Here is an 18,386-nt window from a genome sequence, read left to right on the forward strand (position 1 = left end):
TTGATTGTCCCCTATTTTTCCAGGTGAGCGTAACGCTAGCATACCATTTGATGAACCATAGTCCTTTTGCCCACCTGTTCGTAAAAGACCCGTTTACTTAACCTGATGGTAGTTGATTGTGCGCTGCGGCCTGGTAAATCCACCGATACGTCTGCCGGTGCTGTCGGTTCGTCAACGAGTAACTGACGCATTGGGGTAGGACCTTTCACAACTGTAGCATCTTTCTGATTTGTCACCCCCCTACTGACTGTTCTTGCCTACGCTATCGGCAGTGGCGGGCCATAGCACGATCAGTCAACGATCAGGCTATAACAGGCAACCGGACGCTACGCGGCCAAAAAATCGCCGGGTTCGCGTTGGTTTAGGTACTGCTGACTGAGTTCTGCGCTGGAAGTTACGAGCTGGTCTGGTTTTTGCGACAGGGGGTTAACAGCAACCCATAGTGCCTTTGCTGAGTGCTTATGAATCAGTATGGGCGAATTGATTCATAAACTGGTTATATCCACCCGAATGATTATTCTAATTCTTGACGCTGATCCCGTCTGGCAACTGAAGCTTCAACAGATGGCAGAGGAGTTTACCGATGCAACGATTGCCTTAGTGTCTACCAGTAAGGAAGCCACCGAATTTCTTACTCATTCTACGCCGGATGCCGTCATAGCTGATATTGTCGTTGACGGGCAGCTATCATTTCATCTTTTTACTGCCGCTTCCCGTACGTATCCAGTCATTTTTATTACAGGTCAGCCAGAAGATGACCACCTGCGGCAATCGCTGTCGTTTACCAATTCGGCGTTTTTAGTTAAGCCATTCCATCTTTATTCGCTGGTATCGGCGCTGGCTACCCGGTTGAACCAATACAGGACCCATACGTGCGGAAACCTGCCAGCAGGAACATTCCCGGTCATGGGCAAACACCGCCAGCCCCTGCAACTTCCCCTCTCGAAGGTCATTTACATTGAATCAGAAGGGAACTACGCTGTCATTTACCTGGAAACGGGTAAGCACACGGTTAAACGGGCACTTCATACCATCATACCAGAACTGGATATGAACTTTGGCAGGGTACACAAATCCTACATTATTAATTTCCGGTTCGTAAACCGCGTTAACCTGACGGAAAAGTATGTGGTCCTCAATGGACAGCAAATACCAATTGGCCGAAAATACCGGCAGGAGGTCCTGAGCCGCATTTAATCCCTGCCGGGTGTACCATTGGCATAATTGGCCGGGCTTTTGTAAGCATCCGCAAACAGCTAAAACTACCGCGCCGGCCACACCCATAACTTGTCGTTCACATACCTGTCAAGTCGTTTGTCATCAACAGGTTTAAACAGCCCTATATGTCGCATAGTGATTGCTGTGCCATTACTCACCGATTCGTTTACATCCACACAGCAGGGATATGAATGAACCGCCCGTGCAACAGAAACAGGATGAACGTAGCGTAGACGTAAAAACTGCTACGGCCTCTTGTACATCCGTTTCGTTCTACCCCGCTACGTATTGTCAACATTAATTTTCACGAACAACAACATGAAGTTTCCCGCTAATTTCTACAAGGGTTTACGAAGAAATCCGCTTAAACCGGCGTTCCTGTTTGGGCTTATGCTGGTAGTAATAAGCAATCTACAGGCTCAAACGTGTACTGTGACTGATTATTTGTATTTAAATGATCCCAATACATCAGTGACAAACGGAGGATGTGTCCATAAGTTCAGGCTCAATCCAAACAATACGGCGACTGAAATAAAGCAACCGTCGGGTTCTTCCTGGGTTCCAACGGGCGCAGGTTTACCTAAACCCCACGGACTTGGTCAGGATCTGAACGGCAACCTGTACGTAGGGCAAACGGAAAATGGTCCTATTGCGAAGATTAGATGTGATGGCACGATCGTCAACCCCAATTTCATAAACGACGGGGGGTTCAACTTCGTCTCGAAAGATGGCCATGTCTATGTAAATACAAGCGGGGCAAACGGAGACAGAATTAATCGGTATGCACTTTGCGATGGTTCGTTTCAGGGGTATATCACGCTGGGAGGGGGCATATCAACGGATCCTTACGTTTATGACACGGAGAAAATGGTAGACTGGGGACTGGAAATAGACCCGGATGGTACATTTTACGTGAGTGCAGGCTTTAACGTAGTGCGTACTGATAAAGACACACATTTGTACCGATTCAGGCCGCAAGACAGTGATTTCATCAATCACACTAATTACAACCCCAATAAAAGTACTGGTGTAGGTAGAACGTTCGTAGAGGGTCCAGGAACAAGCGGGATCAGTAACCGGGTTGATGTGTGGGGGATAACGCATGATCGATCGGGCAACATCTATCTGGTATTGCATGATGTGGAACCAGGTGTCGATGTTGAAACATGGGTACTAAAATTTGACACAAATTTTAATTTAGTTGGCTCGGTAATGGAGCCGAATGGTTCACCCACCGGAGGTTTTGAAGGAGCAAGAGGTATTGTCTATTATCCGGGATGGAATCGATTACTGCTAGCCGGTGGCCCGGATGGTGACTGTATAGCCATGATTGACCCAACTACTATGTCCTATGCCGGGGCATTGCAAGGTAACATGCCTGGTCAGGACCCTAAAACGCTGCGTATTGCCAGTGAAGCCTGTCCGGTTGAGCTTAATACCAACGCAGAAACCACGCTGTGTGGCGTAAGAGCGGGCGATAGAGTCTTTCTACAAAATATCGTTGGTAGCTGTCAAGCCCCCATCTGTGGGGGTACCTGGACGGCAGATCCGGGTAATATTGGCATCGATTTTCAGGAATGTGATCTCAGCTTTACGGTGAGAAATGTGGCTACCGGTTGCGGCCGATTCACGCTTACCCACATGGGAGGCACGGGTGCCAGTTGTGGTCCCTTTTCCGTTATAGTCAATGTTGATTTTGCTTTTGTTGAGAGACCCGTTATAACCGGCACTCAAAGCGTGTGTGACAGCCGAACCCCAACCCCGCTTACCATATCATCGCCTGTTACTGGTAGTAATACCGTAAGGTATCAATGGCAGAAAAGTACGACGGCAGGTAGCGGCTATACAGATATTGCCGGAGCAACGTCTAGCTCTTATACACCTGCCGTAACTGCTCAGACTACCTATTACCAGTTAGTTGCCAGTGTGGAAGGTGGCTGTACCAACCTTACCGGCAGATGCTCACAAACCAGTGATTTCGTGACGGTTACTCCGGAAGCCTGTTGCCCGGCTGTTAATTGCTTCCCTACTCAGGTCAACAGGAACTAAACGAATCGCCGGCAGTTGCCTGAACTAGAGCGCCCCCCAGGCAACTGCTCATCCACAACAGACGGAAAAATCAGGAATAGATTTTATACAGACGATCCGCCCGATATTCCTGAACAGGAATATCGGGCGGATCGTCTGTATAGCCTGGTTACTAGCTTCGGCAAAATAGCATCAATCCCTGATGACCTCTTTGCATTAATCCCGCTGCCGCCTTTACCCAAAGCCAGACGGGGCCGGATCCTTTTTTCGATCCTAACTTCTTCACTATTAAAATCGTACCATTACAACACCTGTTGCGGTTCTGTAAAAATCACCGATAGCCAGGCCGCCAGTAGTAGCTGCCGTATTGTCGGCATATACAGGCAGGCCTACAACTGCCAATTTGCTAGTTGGTGTTGTTGTTCCAATACCAACATTACCATTGCCTTGTACAGTCATAACCGTTACATCGGTAGTACTGACAGCCCCATTGGTCATTTTAATGTTTAATTGGGTATTGGCATTGACCCCGGCAGCATACTTACCAATTTCAAGATCAACCCGTTGATTGGACGATTGGCCTGATATACCTGTTCTCGAAATAGTAGCTACAGGTACAGAAGCGGCAATTGTGTTTGTCGTTCCAGTGGTATTATTGATACTCACTGGAACAGAGCCGTTAAAGGTTAATGTGTTAGCGCCCGTTGTTACTATTCTGTTGCCGGTTAAAGTACCATCGGCCGTATAAATAGTATTCCCATCATTCATTGATAGCCAGGCAGTGCCAGTCCAAAAAGCTGGTCCTGCGGGCAAGCCAGCCGCAGCATTCGTATTATACAGCACCTGACCTGTAGCTATACCTGCTGGCGCGCTGGCCGAGGTGAGCGCTGTGCCGGGAAACACAATTTGCCCACCTGTGCCCGATGCAGCCAGCCGTAACCAGCGCGTGCCATCGTTGTAATAAAAACCGGGGGTTACATCACCGACTGTTGCGGAGTTGTAAACGGCCATACCCAAAACGTGAGCTGAAAGTGGGGCCACATTGCTGGTACCGGTAAGTGACACACGGGGCAGGAGCATACCCCGGTTTATGCTCTCGATTTCAAAAACGGCATTGGTATTGATCGTGTTGGTGTTGTTGCCCACTTTCACCTGCGCCTGAACGGAAAAACCCCCTGCAAGGAGCAGGGATAACGAAGCTAGCTTGTGAAGATTTCTCATAATTACCATTAGAAGTTAGATTGGTTGTGACTATTTAGGTAGCGCAAGTGAGGCTACCCCTTAAGATGCTGGTCAATTGATCAACTACAGTCAGTTGATTCTTTTTCAGGATAGAGCGGAGCCATAAAGCAGGCACCAGCCCGATTCAGGTTCTGGCAGGATCTAACGGATTATTGTCAAGGCACCTCGGTAGATAAAATAAGGCGTTTCAATGCTATACGCATACGCATCACTTTTCAGGTTTACGCCAGCACCCGTTGTTCCATCCCAGCCGACAGCATCGGTATCAGACTCATATACGATCTCTCCCCAGCGGTTCCAGACTTTTATTTTATATTTTTTATAGTGCTCCAGGTTGATTAGTTTCCACGTATCGTTTTGGCCATCCCCATTGGGACTGAATGCGGATGGAATATAAATCCGGGGAATAACATAGACCGTTACAGAGGATGTTGCCGTACAACCTTCCCTATCTTCCACCAACACAGTGTAGGTAGTTGTTGACCCGGGAGCAGCAATTACATTGGCCAGCTGATCGTTGCTTAGCCCTTCACCTGGCTGCCATTTATAGGTAACTTCAGCATTACTCGTTGCCAGTAAAGTTACCTTTTCACCTTCGAGGATTTGCGGTGAATCCGGCGTAATGGCCACTGTTGTCTGCCTGGAGGCAAGCGACCCCTTTATTCTACTTTCGGCTTTTGCAGATCGGCACCCTTCCAGATTAAGCCTGACAGCATAAAGCCCACTGCGTTCTACAACCAGCTCCCTTTCCTTTTGCTCCGTTAGTAACGAATCATTTCGATACCACTCATAGCCCGCACCTGTCAGCCTGTTCGCCGTGATTGAAACGGGCAGTAAAAGGCAGGCATTCCCGATCGTTGACAGCTCAGCAACAGGTTTAAGCTTCAGCGTTATTACTTTTATTGCGGATGTTTCGTAGCGTCTACATCCATCACCACTGGTTAAAAATAGTTTAGCGCGTATGCTTTTATCGCCCGGAAGTTCATCCGTGAATGTATGCAGAAATGTAGCAGACTTCTGTGGGTTGCCGGTAGGTTGTTCATCCACAAAAAATTGATATAAATAATCAGCACCCTGTACCGATGGACTGGCAACAAAAGTGATACTTTCTTTCTGACAAATAGAAGTCGAAGACAAACTCAATGATACGCCCGGCAAAGCGTCGTAATTTCCAGTATACGCATTTCCCCGTGCGCCAACAAGCGAGATACTGTTATTGATATTTAAAGTGGGGGGCTGATAAGGATCATGTTTACTATCGTAAAGTACGGCCATACCTAAACACTCACTTTTACGCACGAACGTAAAAAGTACGATTTCCTCATTGGCCAGAATATTAAACTGAATCGTTGGGTTTGTATTGTTTATGAAACTAAAAAATAAATAATCTTTTGAAGGATTGGCTGACGGTGCATTTACCCGGCCATTCTGAACCCAGTTCATAGTCAGCCCGGACTTTAATCCCTCTATCAGAAATTGCTTGTCATTTATACCGTGCGGAACCACTAGTGTTACCTGACTACTGGCAATCAGTGCATTCGTTCCGGTATAGGAACTGGCAGATTTCATTAGTAATGCATAGGTTTTATTATCTGCCGATACGTCTAATTTCAGGGAAACCTGACTCCAGACATTCGGTATGATAAGCATAGTAAATATGATCAATAAGGCTCTCCAACAGGCAATTTGCAAATGTTTTACAGGTACCATTCAATTAAACTAATTTCGGGGATATGTCGGGGAAATATGGGTTGCCATTAACGTCAAGCCGTATAATCAGTTTCAATCCTACGAACCGATTCTGGATTTACGGACAGTAATAGGGATACATAGGGAAGGGTCACAACAGGTACTAGCCTGTGTGACAATAGTTGGGCAAACTAATGGTTCGCGCGAACCACTTATCGGGTTTACTTTGTAATAGTAGACACCAGGCGTGCTGATAAGTAACTCTTTAGCGGTAATGCCAAGTGGTGTATTATCCTTTATCCATTCGCCGGGCAACGTAGCAGCATTCACTGATACCCGAATGTACTCTCCCTGACATATGGTTAAGGGAACAGAAACACAAAGCGTTGAATAATCATCTTCATCGACCGCTCGATTAGCAGGGGCTGAATCCGGATCCGGCTGACTTGATGCTATCACTTCTGCCTCTATCGTTTTGGGGCCATCTGCCCGAACGCTCAACGCCAGCGAAAGCACCGGTACAGCTGTTGTCGAGACAATCCCTGCCAGGCTCCAGATCGATGTGCGTATGTCAAAGCTACCCTGAGTAACGGTCGTACTAAGCAGGGATATCCCTTCCGGTAAAGTTACCTTCACTTGTACCCCTGTTGCACTTGACGGGCCGGCATTTGACAGCCTGAGCGTATAAACAGGCGTTGTACCCGCCTGGGGAGCCGCATTCGAGATAGTTGCATTAATTGACAGGTCGGCTTGTCTGGCTCCATCACATAGGTTCAGTACTGTCTGTACCGTGTTAGTCTTTGCTGAATTAGTCGACGTTGCTGTCAATGTACTCACGCCCGTAACGGCTTGCAGCAACGTTACCGATAGCGGGGTTGACGCTGTCTGTCCGTTAATCCCCACCGTATAGGTGCAACTCACTACCGTATTTGTCCCCACGGGTACCGGACTGGCACAAACCCAGTTGCTGCCGGATGCCTGCCTGTAACTGACGGTGGGTGGCAAGTAGATAGCTAGTTTAGTGGCTGTCAGTGACGGATAGGTACTTGTATTGTCGAGCGTGTAGTTCCCAACCACCAGCGACCCTGCGCTCCCCGCACAGGAGAAACTGCCTTTGGGTGTAATCTCAACTACAGCTGGATTTGAGACTATGGTAACCTGTTTCGAGAAGCTGTTATTCGTGGCAGGCTCATTTATTCCAATGACATTACCACTGATTAAAGTTGTCGTTGGCGGGCCGGATGAACCAACTGACAATAATAGCGGGGAGGAGTAGCCGCCCGGCACCACGGGGGTGGTATTAACGCAGTGAAGCCTGTACCCGTTGCTTTCTGACACGGTAGCGCATTGCCAACCTGATCCATTGATCGTGTTTACGGTAAAGACCTCAGGCACTCCTACTGATACAGTCAGTGAATTACCGGAGGTAAGGTTACCAATATTCTGAACAAGCATCGTATAGGATGCTGCCATACCGACCGTCAGGGTAGAAGGACCGCTGATGGTCGCTACCAGATCCGGATTTTGTACTGCGCAGGAAGCGTTCCCGCCATAGTTACCCGTGTAGGTATCGCCCCGTTTCCCAAATATGGTTATTTGATTTCCAGGGTTCGTACTCTGTGAATTGGGTACTCGGAATGGGTCCGAATTATTATCAAATAACTGTACAACACCCAGGCACGGACCGGTTCTTTTGAACGAAAAAAGCGCTAGTTCCTGATTGGCCGGAATATCGAATAGTACCGGGCTGCTACTGTTATTAAAGCCAAATGATAAGTAATCGGTATTGCTATTTTCGGTTGGTGCATTGACTCGTGCATTCAATTGCCACCCCATCCGTTGACTTCCAACCATCCTACCCTCCAAATCACTTACCTGAAACTGATTGGGTCCTGTTCCGTGAGGGACTAACAGCGTTACCTGAGCCGTTGAGATTCGGGCATTTGTTCCAATATATGATGTTGTGGAAGTCATATATACCCGGTATGTCTGCCGATCAGTATCTATTGACACCCGATACGACACTTGCCCCCAGCAATAACTCGCAATCAGGAGCATAAAAACTGTTTGGCTTATTACCAGTAAGGCTCTCAAAGGGTGCATTTTAATTTTATTGAATCGTTGAAAATACAGCAATAGATGTACTGGGTGGCAATTGACCCCTACAGGCTGTTAACAGGCTGCCAGACAGTCGTTTAGGCCAGATACAGCCAGGCTCCAGGTGTAACTGCCGGGTCGCTTAATGAGCAACCAGTAGTTTAATAGCTTTTCCTGAACGTATGCCATCAACCTGTAAATCAATGAAGTATACGCCGGGTAACTGATCGCCAAAACTCAGTTCCCTGCTCTGCTCGCCAATCTCATTGGTGACGGCCTGCATAGATAAATCGCGCCCTGTTGCAGCATTGGTTACGACCAGTACTATTTCCTGCCTGTTTGTTTGAAGCAGATTCTGCCAGCTCACAATTGCCTTATCCGTAGTTGGATTTGGAAAAACTTTAGTGACGCGTAAATGACTTGTGTACTCTTGTGATGACACGGCCATACTGTTACCCGTGTAAGCGTTTATGCCGCCATACCCAAATACACTAATGTGATTACCAACATTATATTTATTTCGGCTAAATTTCACTAATGGGTCTTTATTATTATCAATAAGCTGAATGTTGACATCAGACGTACTGGCTGCATTCCGAAATGTAAAAAGTTTAACCTCTTTGCCTGCCTCAAATGATATATCACGAGTTCCCATACTCTTGAGTGCAATGGAGATATAGTCATGGTCACTTGCGCCGTCCGGGTTTCGAACAATAGTTCCTTTATCCCACTCAACAGTTTCAATGGAGGTCCTTAAATCACTTAGAATAAATCCGGCTGACGAAGGCGCTTTTACAGTGACTTGCATAGTGCCTATCATGGCCTTATTTGCCTGGAGCGTTTTTTCGGGAATAATACTCATCACATACGAGTTGAGCTCATTACCACGGGTTACTTTAAATTTTACCTGAGCTTGTGCAGCCAAACTACACAGCGCTATGATCAACGTGACGCCTGTTTTTTTCATAATATAAAAATTAAAAAAACCATTTTTCGGGTTTGATTTAAGATACGCAGGAGGTCAACTTCCATTGACCTCCTGCGTATTTACTAGGGTAAATGTTGACGAATAAGGAAATTAGCTAATTGGCCTATGTTCTCCGGATGCATTGACACATTGAAAAAGATCGAGTCTACTTCATTAGTTGGCCCTTGAAAAATAACTCTGCCATCATGATTCACATCCGTACTTAAATAACCGGTCTTGATATAGTTGGCCAATTCGCCTGTATTTCCGGAATCGGTACTGACATCAAAAAAGATTTCATCCACATCGTTATTTGGCCCCTGGAAAATTACATAGTTATCGCCCTGCGTATTCCCGGCCCATAACATGGCTAACCCGTTGTTATCCACAAATTCCGGGTAATTACCTGCACCAGGCAATTTGTACACATTGTTCATGTTAGTGAAATCGAAGATTGTCGAGCCTGTAGTCAAGGAAACAGGCGTGTTTGACATGGCCCCCAAGTGATTTCGGTGGCGAATAACTACATGAAATTGCCCGGGCGACAGGTTGAACGTTAACGGTGATACGCCATCAGCCGGGCTGACAACATCGCCATCCCGCTGAATCAGCGCTGGTTTAGTAGCCAGTATAAGACTACGATTCACCGGATCTCTTAATTCGACCATCACCCAATCCTCAATTGCATTGACTCCGGTAGCTGTCAGTACTGCCGGATTCAATGCCTCTGTGGCACCATTTCCAAAAAATACATACCCTGGAGTAGCCTGGAGAATTGAATAGGGCTGTACTCCCGGAATCAGGCCCTGCTCACGTAGATGATCATTCATCAGGCCAGTTACCGGATTAAATGGCCCCTGGAGTAATGCTTTGAGCGCTAACGAAACAACTCCGTTTTGAACAGTACCAACATAATTGATGGTAGCGGTGTTGTTCGAAAAAACTAACTCACCGGCTGCCGGGCTAATAACAATCTGGAAACCGGGGTTTATTAAGCCAACCGCACCCGGTAACGGTAAAACAGGAACCGTCAACGTTGTCTGTGCATTGGCACTGAAATTGGCAGGAGTTGTACAGACAACCTCTCTACCCGTCGTACTGCATGTCCAGCCGCTGGTGGTGAACCCTGATACCGCCGTTGAGAAACCCGACGGCATCGTAAACGTCAGCGACAATGGCCCCAAAGCCGTTGCTCCCGAACTGGCATTCAATGCAGAAAACGTAAGATTGCTGGTCTGTCCACTAATCAAGGTGAAAGACTGCACGGGAACACTTACCGCCAGATCGGGCGCAATCACATTCCCGGCGTAATTAATCGTATCGGTATTGTTGTTAAGCACGGTTTCTCCTGCTGCCGGCGCTACAGTGACCTGGAAAACTGGATTCAATTGCCCTGCATTCTGGGCGGTTGGACGAACGGCTACCGTTAGCGAACTAACGCCAGAAACTGGCAGATTAGTAGACGAGGTACAGCCAATTTGGTTGCTTACGCCGGTACAACTCCAGCCTCCGGTCGTAAAGGTTGATTGTCCCGCCTGGAAACCCACGGGCATGCTGAAAGTCAGAGACAACGGGGCGCTTGCAGTCAAAGTCCCCACATTCATTATATCGAACCGAATGGCAGACACTTGATTTACACCCAGTACTATCGACTGTGCCGGTATCTGAACGCTCAGATCAGGGACCGGAGCAGGAGTTACCGGCAGGTTGGTCGTCATACTGCCCGTGTTGTTGGCCGTATTGGTCTCCCCGCTGGTCGCACTCACCGCCAGGCCCACCGTCACCACGCTGTTGGCCAGACTACCGGCGGCTACCACCGGAATATTCACCGTCAGGCTGCTGGTCCCGCTCACCAGCGCACTGCTGTTGCGAAAGGTTACCAGCGTACCACTTCCGGTGGGAACCGATGAACTGATCTGCCAGCCCGTCGGCAGGCTGCCACCCACACTCATACCCACAGGCAGATTTAACTGAAAGATCAGCGGAGCCGTCGAGGGTAGATTGCCCAGGTTGCCAATCACCACCGGTAACTGACTCACCTGACCCACCACCAGCGCCGGACCGGGCTGACCCGCACTGATCACCAGATCAGGACCGCCTACCAGCGCCGTTACACTCGCCCTGTTGTTGGCCAGCATACTTTCGCCCGGCTGGCTACCCAGCACACCGCTGAAACTTACCAGGCCGCTCACCCCACTGCCTGCCACCACCGGCAGATTGAAGCTCAGGGTGCTGCCTGAAGACAGACCGCTGCTGTTGGCTACCGACAGGGTATAGATCCCCGTACTCCCGCTACCGGCCTGCACACTGATCAGACTTACACCCGACGGAAGTGAACCCGTGTTCAGGGTTACCCCCGACGGCGTAATAAACGTTATTGATAAGGCCTCTGAAACATTAACCTGACCGGGGTTGCTGATGCTCACCGGCACCGGCCCGCTTTGGTTCGGTATCAGCGTCGGCACCGAACCCAGTGATAAGGCCAGGTCCACACTTCGCACTATTGAGGAGGTGAGTGTATCAGTGTTGTTGGTCGTATTGATTTCACCGGCGACCGGGCTGATGAAAGCCGTTATCAGCAGGCTGCTGCCGGTGACGGCCTCCGTCGGTGTAAAGCCGATGGAGGCTGTTAGGGACGAACCCGGCAGCAGGCCCGATACGTTGGTACAACTGACGGTCTGCCCGCTTACCGAACAGCCCCAGCCGTTGCCCCCGTTAAAATTACCCGTGGCCAGACTTACGCCCGCAGGCATACTCACGCTCAGGCTCAGTGGTCCCTCAGCAGGGCCGCTACCCACGTTTTCGACAACCACCGCCAGCCTCCCCGGCACGCCTGCCACCGGTTCAGAAGGCATGTTCAGTGTTACTGTCAGATCGACCGGTAACGGCTGCACCGCCACGTTGGTGGTCATGCTGGCCCCGTTGTTGGCCGTATTACTTTCGCCGGAAGCCGGGGTCACAAAGGCCGTCAGCGTTGGCGTCGTGTTGGCCAGGCTGCCGGCTGCTACCACCGGTAAGTTCACCGATACACTAGCGCCCGGAGCCACACTCGCCGTTGCGTTTGCCAGCGTTACGGTTCTGCTGCCATTGGCGTTCACAACGCTCGACTGCAGAACCCAGCCTGCCGGCAAACCGCTGCCCAGGGTCAGCCCGGCGGGCAGGCTGAACTGCACCCTCAGAGGGGCAGCCGAGGACAGGCTGCCGACATTGCTGATGGTGACCGGAAGCTGGCTTGTCTGACTTACCACCAGATTAGGGCTGGGCTGACCAAGGCTGATCGTTAAATCAGGGACTGAACACACAACAGGACAGGTATAGTTACATTGCCACGCGTTTGACGTACCGTTACCCAGAATAGTCATCTGGTTGCCTGGATTCGTATTTCTGGATACACCCTGAAAGGGGTCCGTGGCTGACCAAAGCTGGATAGGGCCGGTGCAATTCCCATTTAACCGAAAACTAAACAGGGGAATCTCAACATTTGCCTGTATGGCAAAGGCAGCTTCGGCTGAACTTTGACTATAACCGAATGAAAGGTAGTCGGCAGACGTATTTTCGGAGGGTTGATTCACCCGTGTATTCAGTGCCCAGTTGGTGGATGGCTGGATACTAAGCTGGTTGGTCAATACGGTTCCGGTCGGTACCTGGAGGGTAACCTGCGCCGTGGCAATTCTTGCTGTTATTCCTGAATAGGCTGTTTCCGATTTCATGTAAACCGTGTACGTCACATTATCAGCATTCAGGCGGATACCATACCGTACTCCCGTTCCACAATCGGTGACGTTGCAACTGGCCCCATTTAAAGTCGCCTGTACCGGAACGTTTGGAGAGACTGCGGGCGCACTATTATTGGACGTAGCGGTTTCGCCGGAAACCGGGCTGACCGTGCCCGTAAATACCGGAGTTGTCCCTACCGCAGCAGTCGATGGCGTAATTGGCACAGAAAACGTAGTGATAGTACCAGCCCCCAGACTGCCTGCATTCGTACATGTCACTACCTGATTTGTGGTTGAACACCCCCATCCATTAGCGGCCGTAAACGAAGCCGGCGCAATAATATTCTGGGGTAGTGTCGTTGTAAAAACCAATGGGCCATTCGCCGGTAAGGTGCCAACATTTGAGATCCTTACCGGCAATGACGTTTGGCTGTTGGCTGTTAATCCAGGAACGGGGCCCATCGTCGTTGTCAGGTCAGGGGCACCTGGAGTGCAGGTTGCGGCAGTGCCATACACCCTGTCGTAAGCACTTCCCGGCCCATTACCCAATATCGTGATTTGGTTACCCGGCCCGGTACCCGTTGAAGCCCCCTGGAATAGATCGGTGGCAGTCCATAAATTGACCGTGCCGGGGCAGGCCGTTGCGTTAAATGAAAACAATAAAATCTCAACACCTGCCTGAATGTCGAACACAGTTGGAGATGCTGACTGACTAAACCCAAACGACAAATAATCCCGGCCCGGGTTCTCCGCCGGTGCATTGACACGTGTTGTAACGGCCCATACCATCCCGTTATATCCGGTCACTGCCGGCAGACCGGCACTTTGAGTGAGGGTTGCAAACGCAGTTGTCGGAACGGATACGGTAATTTGAGCAGATCCTATCCGGCCATCATTTCCCGTATAGGACGTTGCTGAGGTCATGTATACCCGGTATACCCCACTTCCATCCCGATTTATTCTAAAACTGACAGGCTGTGCGATCAGGCTTGTAAACGTGCCAAGTAGTGTTATAAACAGTAGTGCTGCCTGTCTGGTGTATTTGATTTTCATGTGATAGAGGAGGAAACCTGAATTTTCTTTTAGTCGAACCTGGCCCCGGCGACCGGGACTAGGGTAATTGCTGCCTGATGATAAAGTTGACAAACTGACTGGTGTTCTCCGGATGAGTAAACACCTCGAAAAAGATCAGGTCAGGTTCGTTAGCAGGCCCCTGAAAGATTACCGAGGCATTCATGTCTACATCAAACAGGGAGTAAACATTACTTCGGATAAAGTTCGAAAAACTCGCCGGGTTGGAGGAGTCTCCCAGTACGTCGAACAGAACGCCATCCAGTTCATTGTTTGGTCCCTGATAGATCACGGAGGCATCTTTATTCGTGTTACCGGACCAAAGCATTTGATAGTTGTTACCCCGGTACATTGGCGCTGCACTAAATCGTGGATCCGATGTAGGAAACGTATAGGCAACCGTTGTTAAACTCGTGAAATCAATTACCGCACTGCTGGTAGATGATATCGGTACAGATGTCATAACCCCCAGGTGGTTTCGGTGGCAGACGGCCACATAAAATGCCCCCCCTGTTAGGGCGGTAAAGGTTACAGGTGAGGTTCCGTCCGGTTTTACAATATCACCGTCGCGCTGAATCAGGGCGGGCTAGGAAGCGACTACAGCGGTTGGATTTGCCGGGTTTCTTAGTTCAAGAATGACCCAGTCTACTATAGAATTAACGCCCCTGTCGCCAAATACCGTACTGTATGGGGCGGCTATACTGGTTGCCACAGGACCGCCTACATACGTATAACCCATGGCGGTATACGGTTCAACAGCAGGTAGTACGCCCGCCGTACGAAGATTATCTCTCATCAACCCGTTATTGTCCACGATGGCTGGCCCTGACAAAAGGGCTCGTGCCTGAACAACCATCCCTGAACTCGCCTGTACACTGTTTATTACAATTGCCGATGAACTGTTGTTGGTCGTATTACTGGCCATTTCTCCCGGTGTACTGACCGTAGCCGGACTGATTGTCAGCGACGTTCCGGCCTGACTGGTAGCCGGTATGAAGGGAACAACAAACGCACTGCTGCCTCCCGGACTGATGGATGCAGCCAGCGTACAGGAGGCCACCCGGCCCGATAAGGCACAGGTCCAGCCATTATTGTTTACAGGAAACGTCCCGAAGCTTGTACCAACCGGAATTGTTATTACCGCCACTACCGTGGGTGAGGCTGGCGAACCGCCACTATTTGTAACAAGTACCGGAATGTTACTGCTCTGCCCTGCTGTAGGTGCCGGCGCTGGATACCCCATGCTGATCAGTACATCCACTGAAGACTGTACCGGCGTTGCCGCCGTAACGGTACCACTGCTGTTGTTTGCCGTAATGCTCTCTCCCGGCGTAGCCACCGTAGCCGAGAACACCGGTGTGCTGCCAATGGCTGCTACAGTTGGGGTGATGGGCAGGCCCGCCGTCAGGCTACTGCCCGCCGTGATAGTTGAAGACGTTGTACAGCTAACCTGGCTGCCGACGGTGCTGCACGAGAAGCTGCCCGTCGTGAACTGGGAAGCCACCGTCAGGTTGGCAGGCAGGCTCAGGGTGAAGCTGGTCACCCCCGTGGTGGGGCTATTGCCAATGTTACTCACCACAACAGGCATCGTGCTGCTTAGCCCGGCCACCAAAGCAGGGGAAGGCTGGCCAACACTCACTACCAGATCAGGGCTGGGAGGGGCCTGGCAAGCCGCACTCATGCTATACGGTGCCGAGAAGTGATTGGTCCCTAAACCACCTGCGTAACCCCGTACGCTATAGTACGAACCAACAACATATTGACCCCCGTTTTCATCCTCTGCCAGTTGGGTTCCGGAGGGTAAAATAGAAAAGCCCGATCCCGGACACGTACCCACCACATCAAAGTTGAACAATTCCACCTCTGTGCCCGCACTGTAAAGTATAGAACTGAAATTAGCGGTTGGGTAAAAGCTGAAAAAGTCTGTATTGGCCGGGGCACCACTGGCTGCTACGCCGTTATTTCGTTGCGTCTGAGCTAAATCCCATATCCCCGCAGGATTGACAGAGGTTACCGTACCAATTGATAAACTCCCGGCTATCGTTGTAATGGTAATCAACGAGCTTCCATCGGTGAGATACCGATTAGTCACCGAAGGTGTAGGATCAACCGTTGGCCGGGCATACATATGGTACTTGCTGTCTGACGCCTGATACCGTAGCGATAACTCGACCTGCGCCCAGCCGGAGGTACAGCAGAGTAAACATAGTACTACTATTCTCACCCATACCTTTTGAGTAAAAAGTTCTTTCATCTTTTGGTCAGGATTATGACATTGCCCTTCTCCTCGGGTATTAGGGTAGTTGTTGAGTAACACTGTAGGTAACAAGGCCTGTCCCATTACCAGGATGGGACAGGACTATATTTAAAATAAATGTATTGTCAGCACCAAGGCCCTGCGCTACATTCTGACCATTCATATTTACGTCAGAGGCTGAGTATCCCGGTAACACATAGGTTATCAAACCATTCGTATTTCCACTGGCATTTGTCACCAGACTGGACACGGTGCTTCGGTCGTTCCCGAGCCCCTGGGCAAGCACGGTATTCCTACCCCCCCCAACTCCATCACCTCCATTGGCATTGCCCCCCCAGAGATACCGCCTGCCGTTGATGATTGCCTGGGCATTTGTAGCATTAGCGGCATTTGTACCGTAATTAGCCGTTGATGAACTGGAGAAATCAAGCGCAGCCGGCGATTCGGAAAGCGACAGGGCAGTGGCTGTCATTACCCCTAAGTGATTGCGATGCCGCACGGAAACAAAATAATTTCCCGCCGGCACGTTAATCTTTACCGGTGATACCCCGTCACTGGCTACAATATCTCCGTCGCGTTGAAGTAAGGCTGGTACGCGTTGCAGAACCACTGATGTGCTGGCAGGATCGCGAACTTCGACCAGCACCCAGTCAACAATGGCACTGGTGCCTGTTACTGAAAAGACAGCAGGAACAACGGCTGGTACCGATGTTACGCTACCATAGCCCAGATTGGTGTAGGGTTCTGTAACGGGTAATAGCGACCGCAACTGATCCCGCATCAGTCCGTCGGCGGTGGCCATAGCCGGGTTTGTCGCCAGTGTTCCTGCCCCCTGCAAATAGGCTTTCAACGACAGCTGTACAAAATAGCTTACTGACGCTAATGCATATACGTTATAGAGATTGGGGACAATAGCGGCATTGGTCGTTATAGAACCTGCCGAAAGCGAACTGGGGCTTCCCAGGATCGACGTGGCATCGGCCGTTGAGCTGAGGGCCACCCATTGAGATCCTGTCCAACCAACTATGGTCAGCCGCGAAACATCCCCCCCGGTGAGGGCTGATACGTCGGAGTTGGTATCCCACGTCAGTGTAATTCGGGCTGGGTCTGTACCATCAACATCCCAGTATTCTTTGTTGCTTACGGTCTGCACCTGCGTCGTTGAAAACGCAGATGTCGTAAAGGAAGCATAATAGGTGGCTACCCCACTGGTACTCTGAGGCAATGTAGTGCTGTAGTTAACCCCCGTTCCATACCGGGGAACGATCGCTACGTTAGGGTCTACGCCAAAATACGCGGCCGTCACACTCGCCGAACCCGATGGCGTTACGGCTACGGGGCGGTAACGACCATGGCTACCAACGGGAAACACAAAGGAAGCAGACCCCACCTTTGTGACATACCCATCGACGTGTGCCGTATTGGCAACACCGGCCACGCTAGCCCCCGGCTGTAGCAGAAAACGGCCGTACTGCCCGGTGCCCGGATCACGCTCGGTACCAATTATCCCGCCAGGTGAGACAAACGTATGGGTACCAAAAAATGACATGGCGCCATCCTTGCCAACATATACATTCCCAAAACTGGTCGATGAAGGCTGGCCCAGGGCGGATAACCATAAGCAGCATAGCATTCCTATCCAGCCATAGGAATGCCATTTACAGGTAGATGATTTGAGCATAATGCCGGTTTAAGTTCTAATAAGGTGCCGGAAATCTCCGCTTTCGACGCGCTCCTACCTAGCTTTTCTTGACAACACCGGCTTTAGCCGGAGATCTCAGTTTCTGTTGAAGCGCCTGTGCCATGGTAAAATCAGGCTTGGCTGTCAACGCCTTCTCCAACGCCAGGACTGTTTTGCCATTTTCTTTTTGAGAATCGTATACAAGTGCCTGCACATAATACGCCAGGGCGTTTATAGGTACACACTGAACCGTTTGCCCATCGGCATTTGGAACGGTTACCTGCATCTCTTTCTCTTTAGGATCAGTACTAGACTTGTTGCAATGGCATAATTTTGCTTTATGAATCTCTCAATTAAGGCTTTAAAAACTGACCGCCAATGGCGGTCGGCCACCGGTTTAGACCATCAACGCTTCGCTAA

Annotated in this window: 11 protein-coding genes; 2 read left to right on the plus strand and 9 right to left on the minus strand. The window is 50.0% G+C overall.

The genetic code is table 11. The annotated features are described in order from the left end of the window. Positions 1 to 510: 510 nt before the first annotated feature. Positions 511 to 1,197 (plus strand): LytR/AlgR family response regulator transcription factor, encoded by a 687-nt coding sequence (locus tag FH603_RS24160; RefSeq protein ID WP_186741076.1) that lies wholly within the window; start codon positions 511 to 513, stop codon positions 1,195 to 1,197. 492 nt (positions 1,198 to 1,689) lie between these two features. Continuing rightward, positions 1,690 to 3,267, plus strand: a complete 1,578-nt coding sequence (locus FH603_RS24165; protein ID WP_186741078.1) for a hypothetical protein — start codon at positions 1,690 to 1,692, stop codon at positions 3,265 to 3,267. A 267-nt stretch (positions 3,268 to 3,534) separates the two neighbouring features. Here FH603_RS24165 and FH603_RS24170 read toward each other — a convergent pair whose 3' ends face one another. The 9 genes from FH603_RS24170 to FH603_RS24210 form a co-directional block, all read right to left on the minus strand. Beyond that, positions 3,535 to 4,467, minus strand: coding sequence for a hypothetical protein (locus tag FH603_RS24170; protein ID WP_186741080.1), 933 nt, complete (start codon positions 4,465 to 4,467; stop codon positions 3,535 to 3,537). 162 nt (positions 4,468 to 4,629) lie between these two features. Beyond that, on the minus strand, positions 4,630 to 6,138 hold the full coding sequence (locus tag FH603_RS24175; protein WP_186741082.1) for a T9SS type B sorting domain-containing protein: 1,509 nt from the start codon (positions 6,136 to 6,138) through the stop codon (positions 4,630 to 4,632). Positions 6,139 to 6,276: 138 nt separating this feature from the next. After that, positions 6,277 to 8,151, minus strand: a complete 1,875-nt coding sequence (locus FH603_RS24180; protein WP_186741085.1) for a DUF11 domain-containing protein — start codon at positions 8,149 to 8,151, stop codon at positions 6,277 to 6,279. Positions 8,152 to 8,416: 265 nt separating this feature from the next. After that, the gene (locus FH603_RS24185) at positions 8,417 to 9,241 is read right to left on the minus strand and encodes a hypothetical protein (protein WP_186741087.1); all 825 of its coding nucleotides are present in this window, start codon (positions 9,239 to 9,241) and stop codon (positions 8,417 to 8,419) included. A gap of 83 nt (positions 9,242 to 9,324) precedes the next feature. Further along, positions 9,325 to 13,881: a beta strand repeat-containing protein gene (locus FH603_RS24190; protein ID WP_186741089.1), complete on the minus strand. Its 4,557-nt coding sequence runs from the start codon at positions 13,879 to 13,881 to the stop codon at positions 9,325 to 9,327. A 187-nt stretch (positions 13,882 to 14,068) separates the two neighbouring features. Beyond that, complete coding sequence (locus tag FH603_RS24195) at positions 14,069 to 14,491, minus strand: hypothetical protein (RefSeq protein ID WP_186741091.1); 423 nt, start codon at positions 14,489 to 14,491, stop codon at positions 14,069 to 14,071. 123 nt (positions 14,492 to 14,614) lie between these two features. Then, complete coding sequence (locus tag FH603_RS24200) at positions 14,615 to 16,282, minus strand: COG1361 family protein (protein WP_186741093.1); 1,668 nt, start codon at positions 16,280 to 16,282, stop codon at positions 14,615 to 14,617. A 40-nt stretch (positions 16,283 to 16,322) separates the two neighbouring features. Beyond that, positions 16,323 to 17,966 carry a hypothetical protein gene (locus FH603_RS24205; protein ID WP_186741095.1) on the minus strand — a complete coding sequence of 548 codons (1,644 nt, stop codon included), beginning with the start codon at positions 17,964 to 17,966 and terminating at the stop codon, positions 16,323 to 16,325. 58 nt (positions 17,967 to 18,024) lie between these two features. Beyond that, positions 18,025 to 18,252, minus strand: coding sequence for a hypothetical protein (locus tag FH603_RS24210; protein ID WP_186741097.1), 228 nt, complete (start codon positions 18,250 to 18,252; stop codon positions 18,025 to 18,027). Between the last annotated feature and the right edge of the window lie 134 nt (positions 18,253 to 18,386).

Origin of the sequence: Spirosoma utsteinense (genome assembly GCF_014282275.1) — a bacterium.
GTDB lineage: Bacteria > Bacteroidota > Bacteroidia > Cytophagales > Spirosomataceae > Spirosoma > Spirosoma utsteinense.

What these genes read in the sequence shown, in the direction of transcription:
- FH603_RS24160 (WP_186741076.1), top strand. Translation starts at nt 511, where the DNA reads ATGATTATTCTAATTCTTGACGCTGATCCCGTCTGGCAACTGAAGCTT.
- FH603_RS24170 (WP_186741080.1), bottom strand. Translation starts at nt 4,467, where the DNA reads ATGAGAAATCTTCACAAGCTAGCTTCGTTATCCCTGCTCCTTGCAGGG.
- FH603_RS24175 (WP_186741082.1), bottom strand. Translation starts at nt 6,138, where the DNA reads ATGCTTATCATACCGAATGTCTGGAGTCAGGTTTCCCTGAAATTAGAC.
- FH603_RS24180 (WP_186741085.1), bottom strand. Translation starts at nt 8,151, where the DNA reads ATGACTTCCACAACATCATATATTGGAACAAATGCCCGAATCTCAACG.
- FH603_RS24185 (WP_186741087.1), bottom strand. Translation starts at nt 9,241, where the DNA reads ATGAAAAAAACAGGCGTCACGTTGATCATAGCGCTGTGTAGTTTGGCT.
- FH603_RS24190 (WP_186741089.1), bottom strand. Translation starts at nt 13,881, where the DNA reads ATGACCTCAGCAACGTCCTATACGGGAAATGATGGCCGGATAGGATCT.
- FH603_RS24195 (WP_186741091.1), bottom strand. Translation starts at nt 14,491, where the DNA reads ATGACATCTGTACCGATATCATCTACCAGCAGTGCGGTAATTGATTTC.
- FH603_RS24200 (WP_186741093.1), bottom strand. Translation starts at nt 16,282, where the DNA reads ATGAAAGAACTTTTTACTCAAAAGGTATGGGTGAGAATAGTAGTACTA.
- FH603_RS24205 (WP_186741095.1), bottom strand. Translation starts at nt 17,966, where the DNA reads ATGCTCAAATCATCTACCTGTAAATGGCATTCCTATGGCTGGATAGGA.
- FH603_RS24210 (WP_186741097.1), bottom strand. Translation starts at nt 18,252, where the DNA reads ATGCAGGTAACCGTTCCAAATGCCGATGGGCAAACGGTTCAGTGTGTA.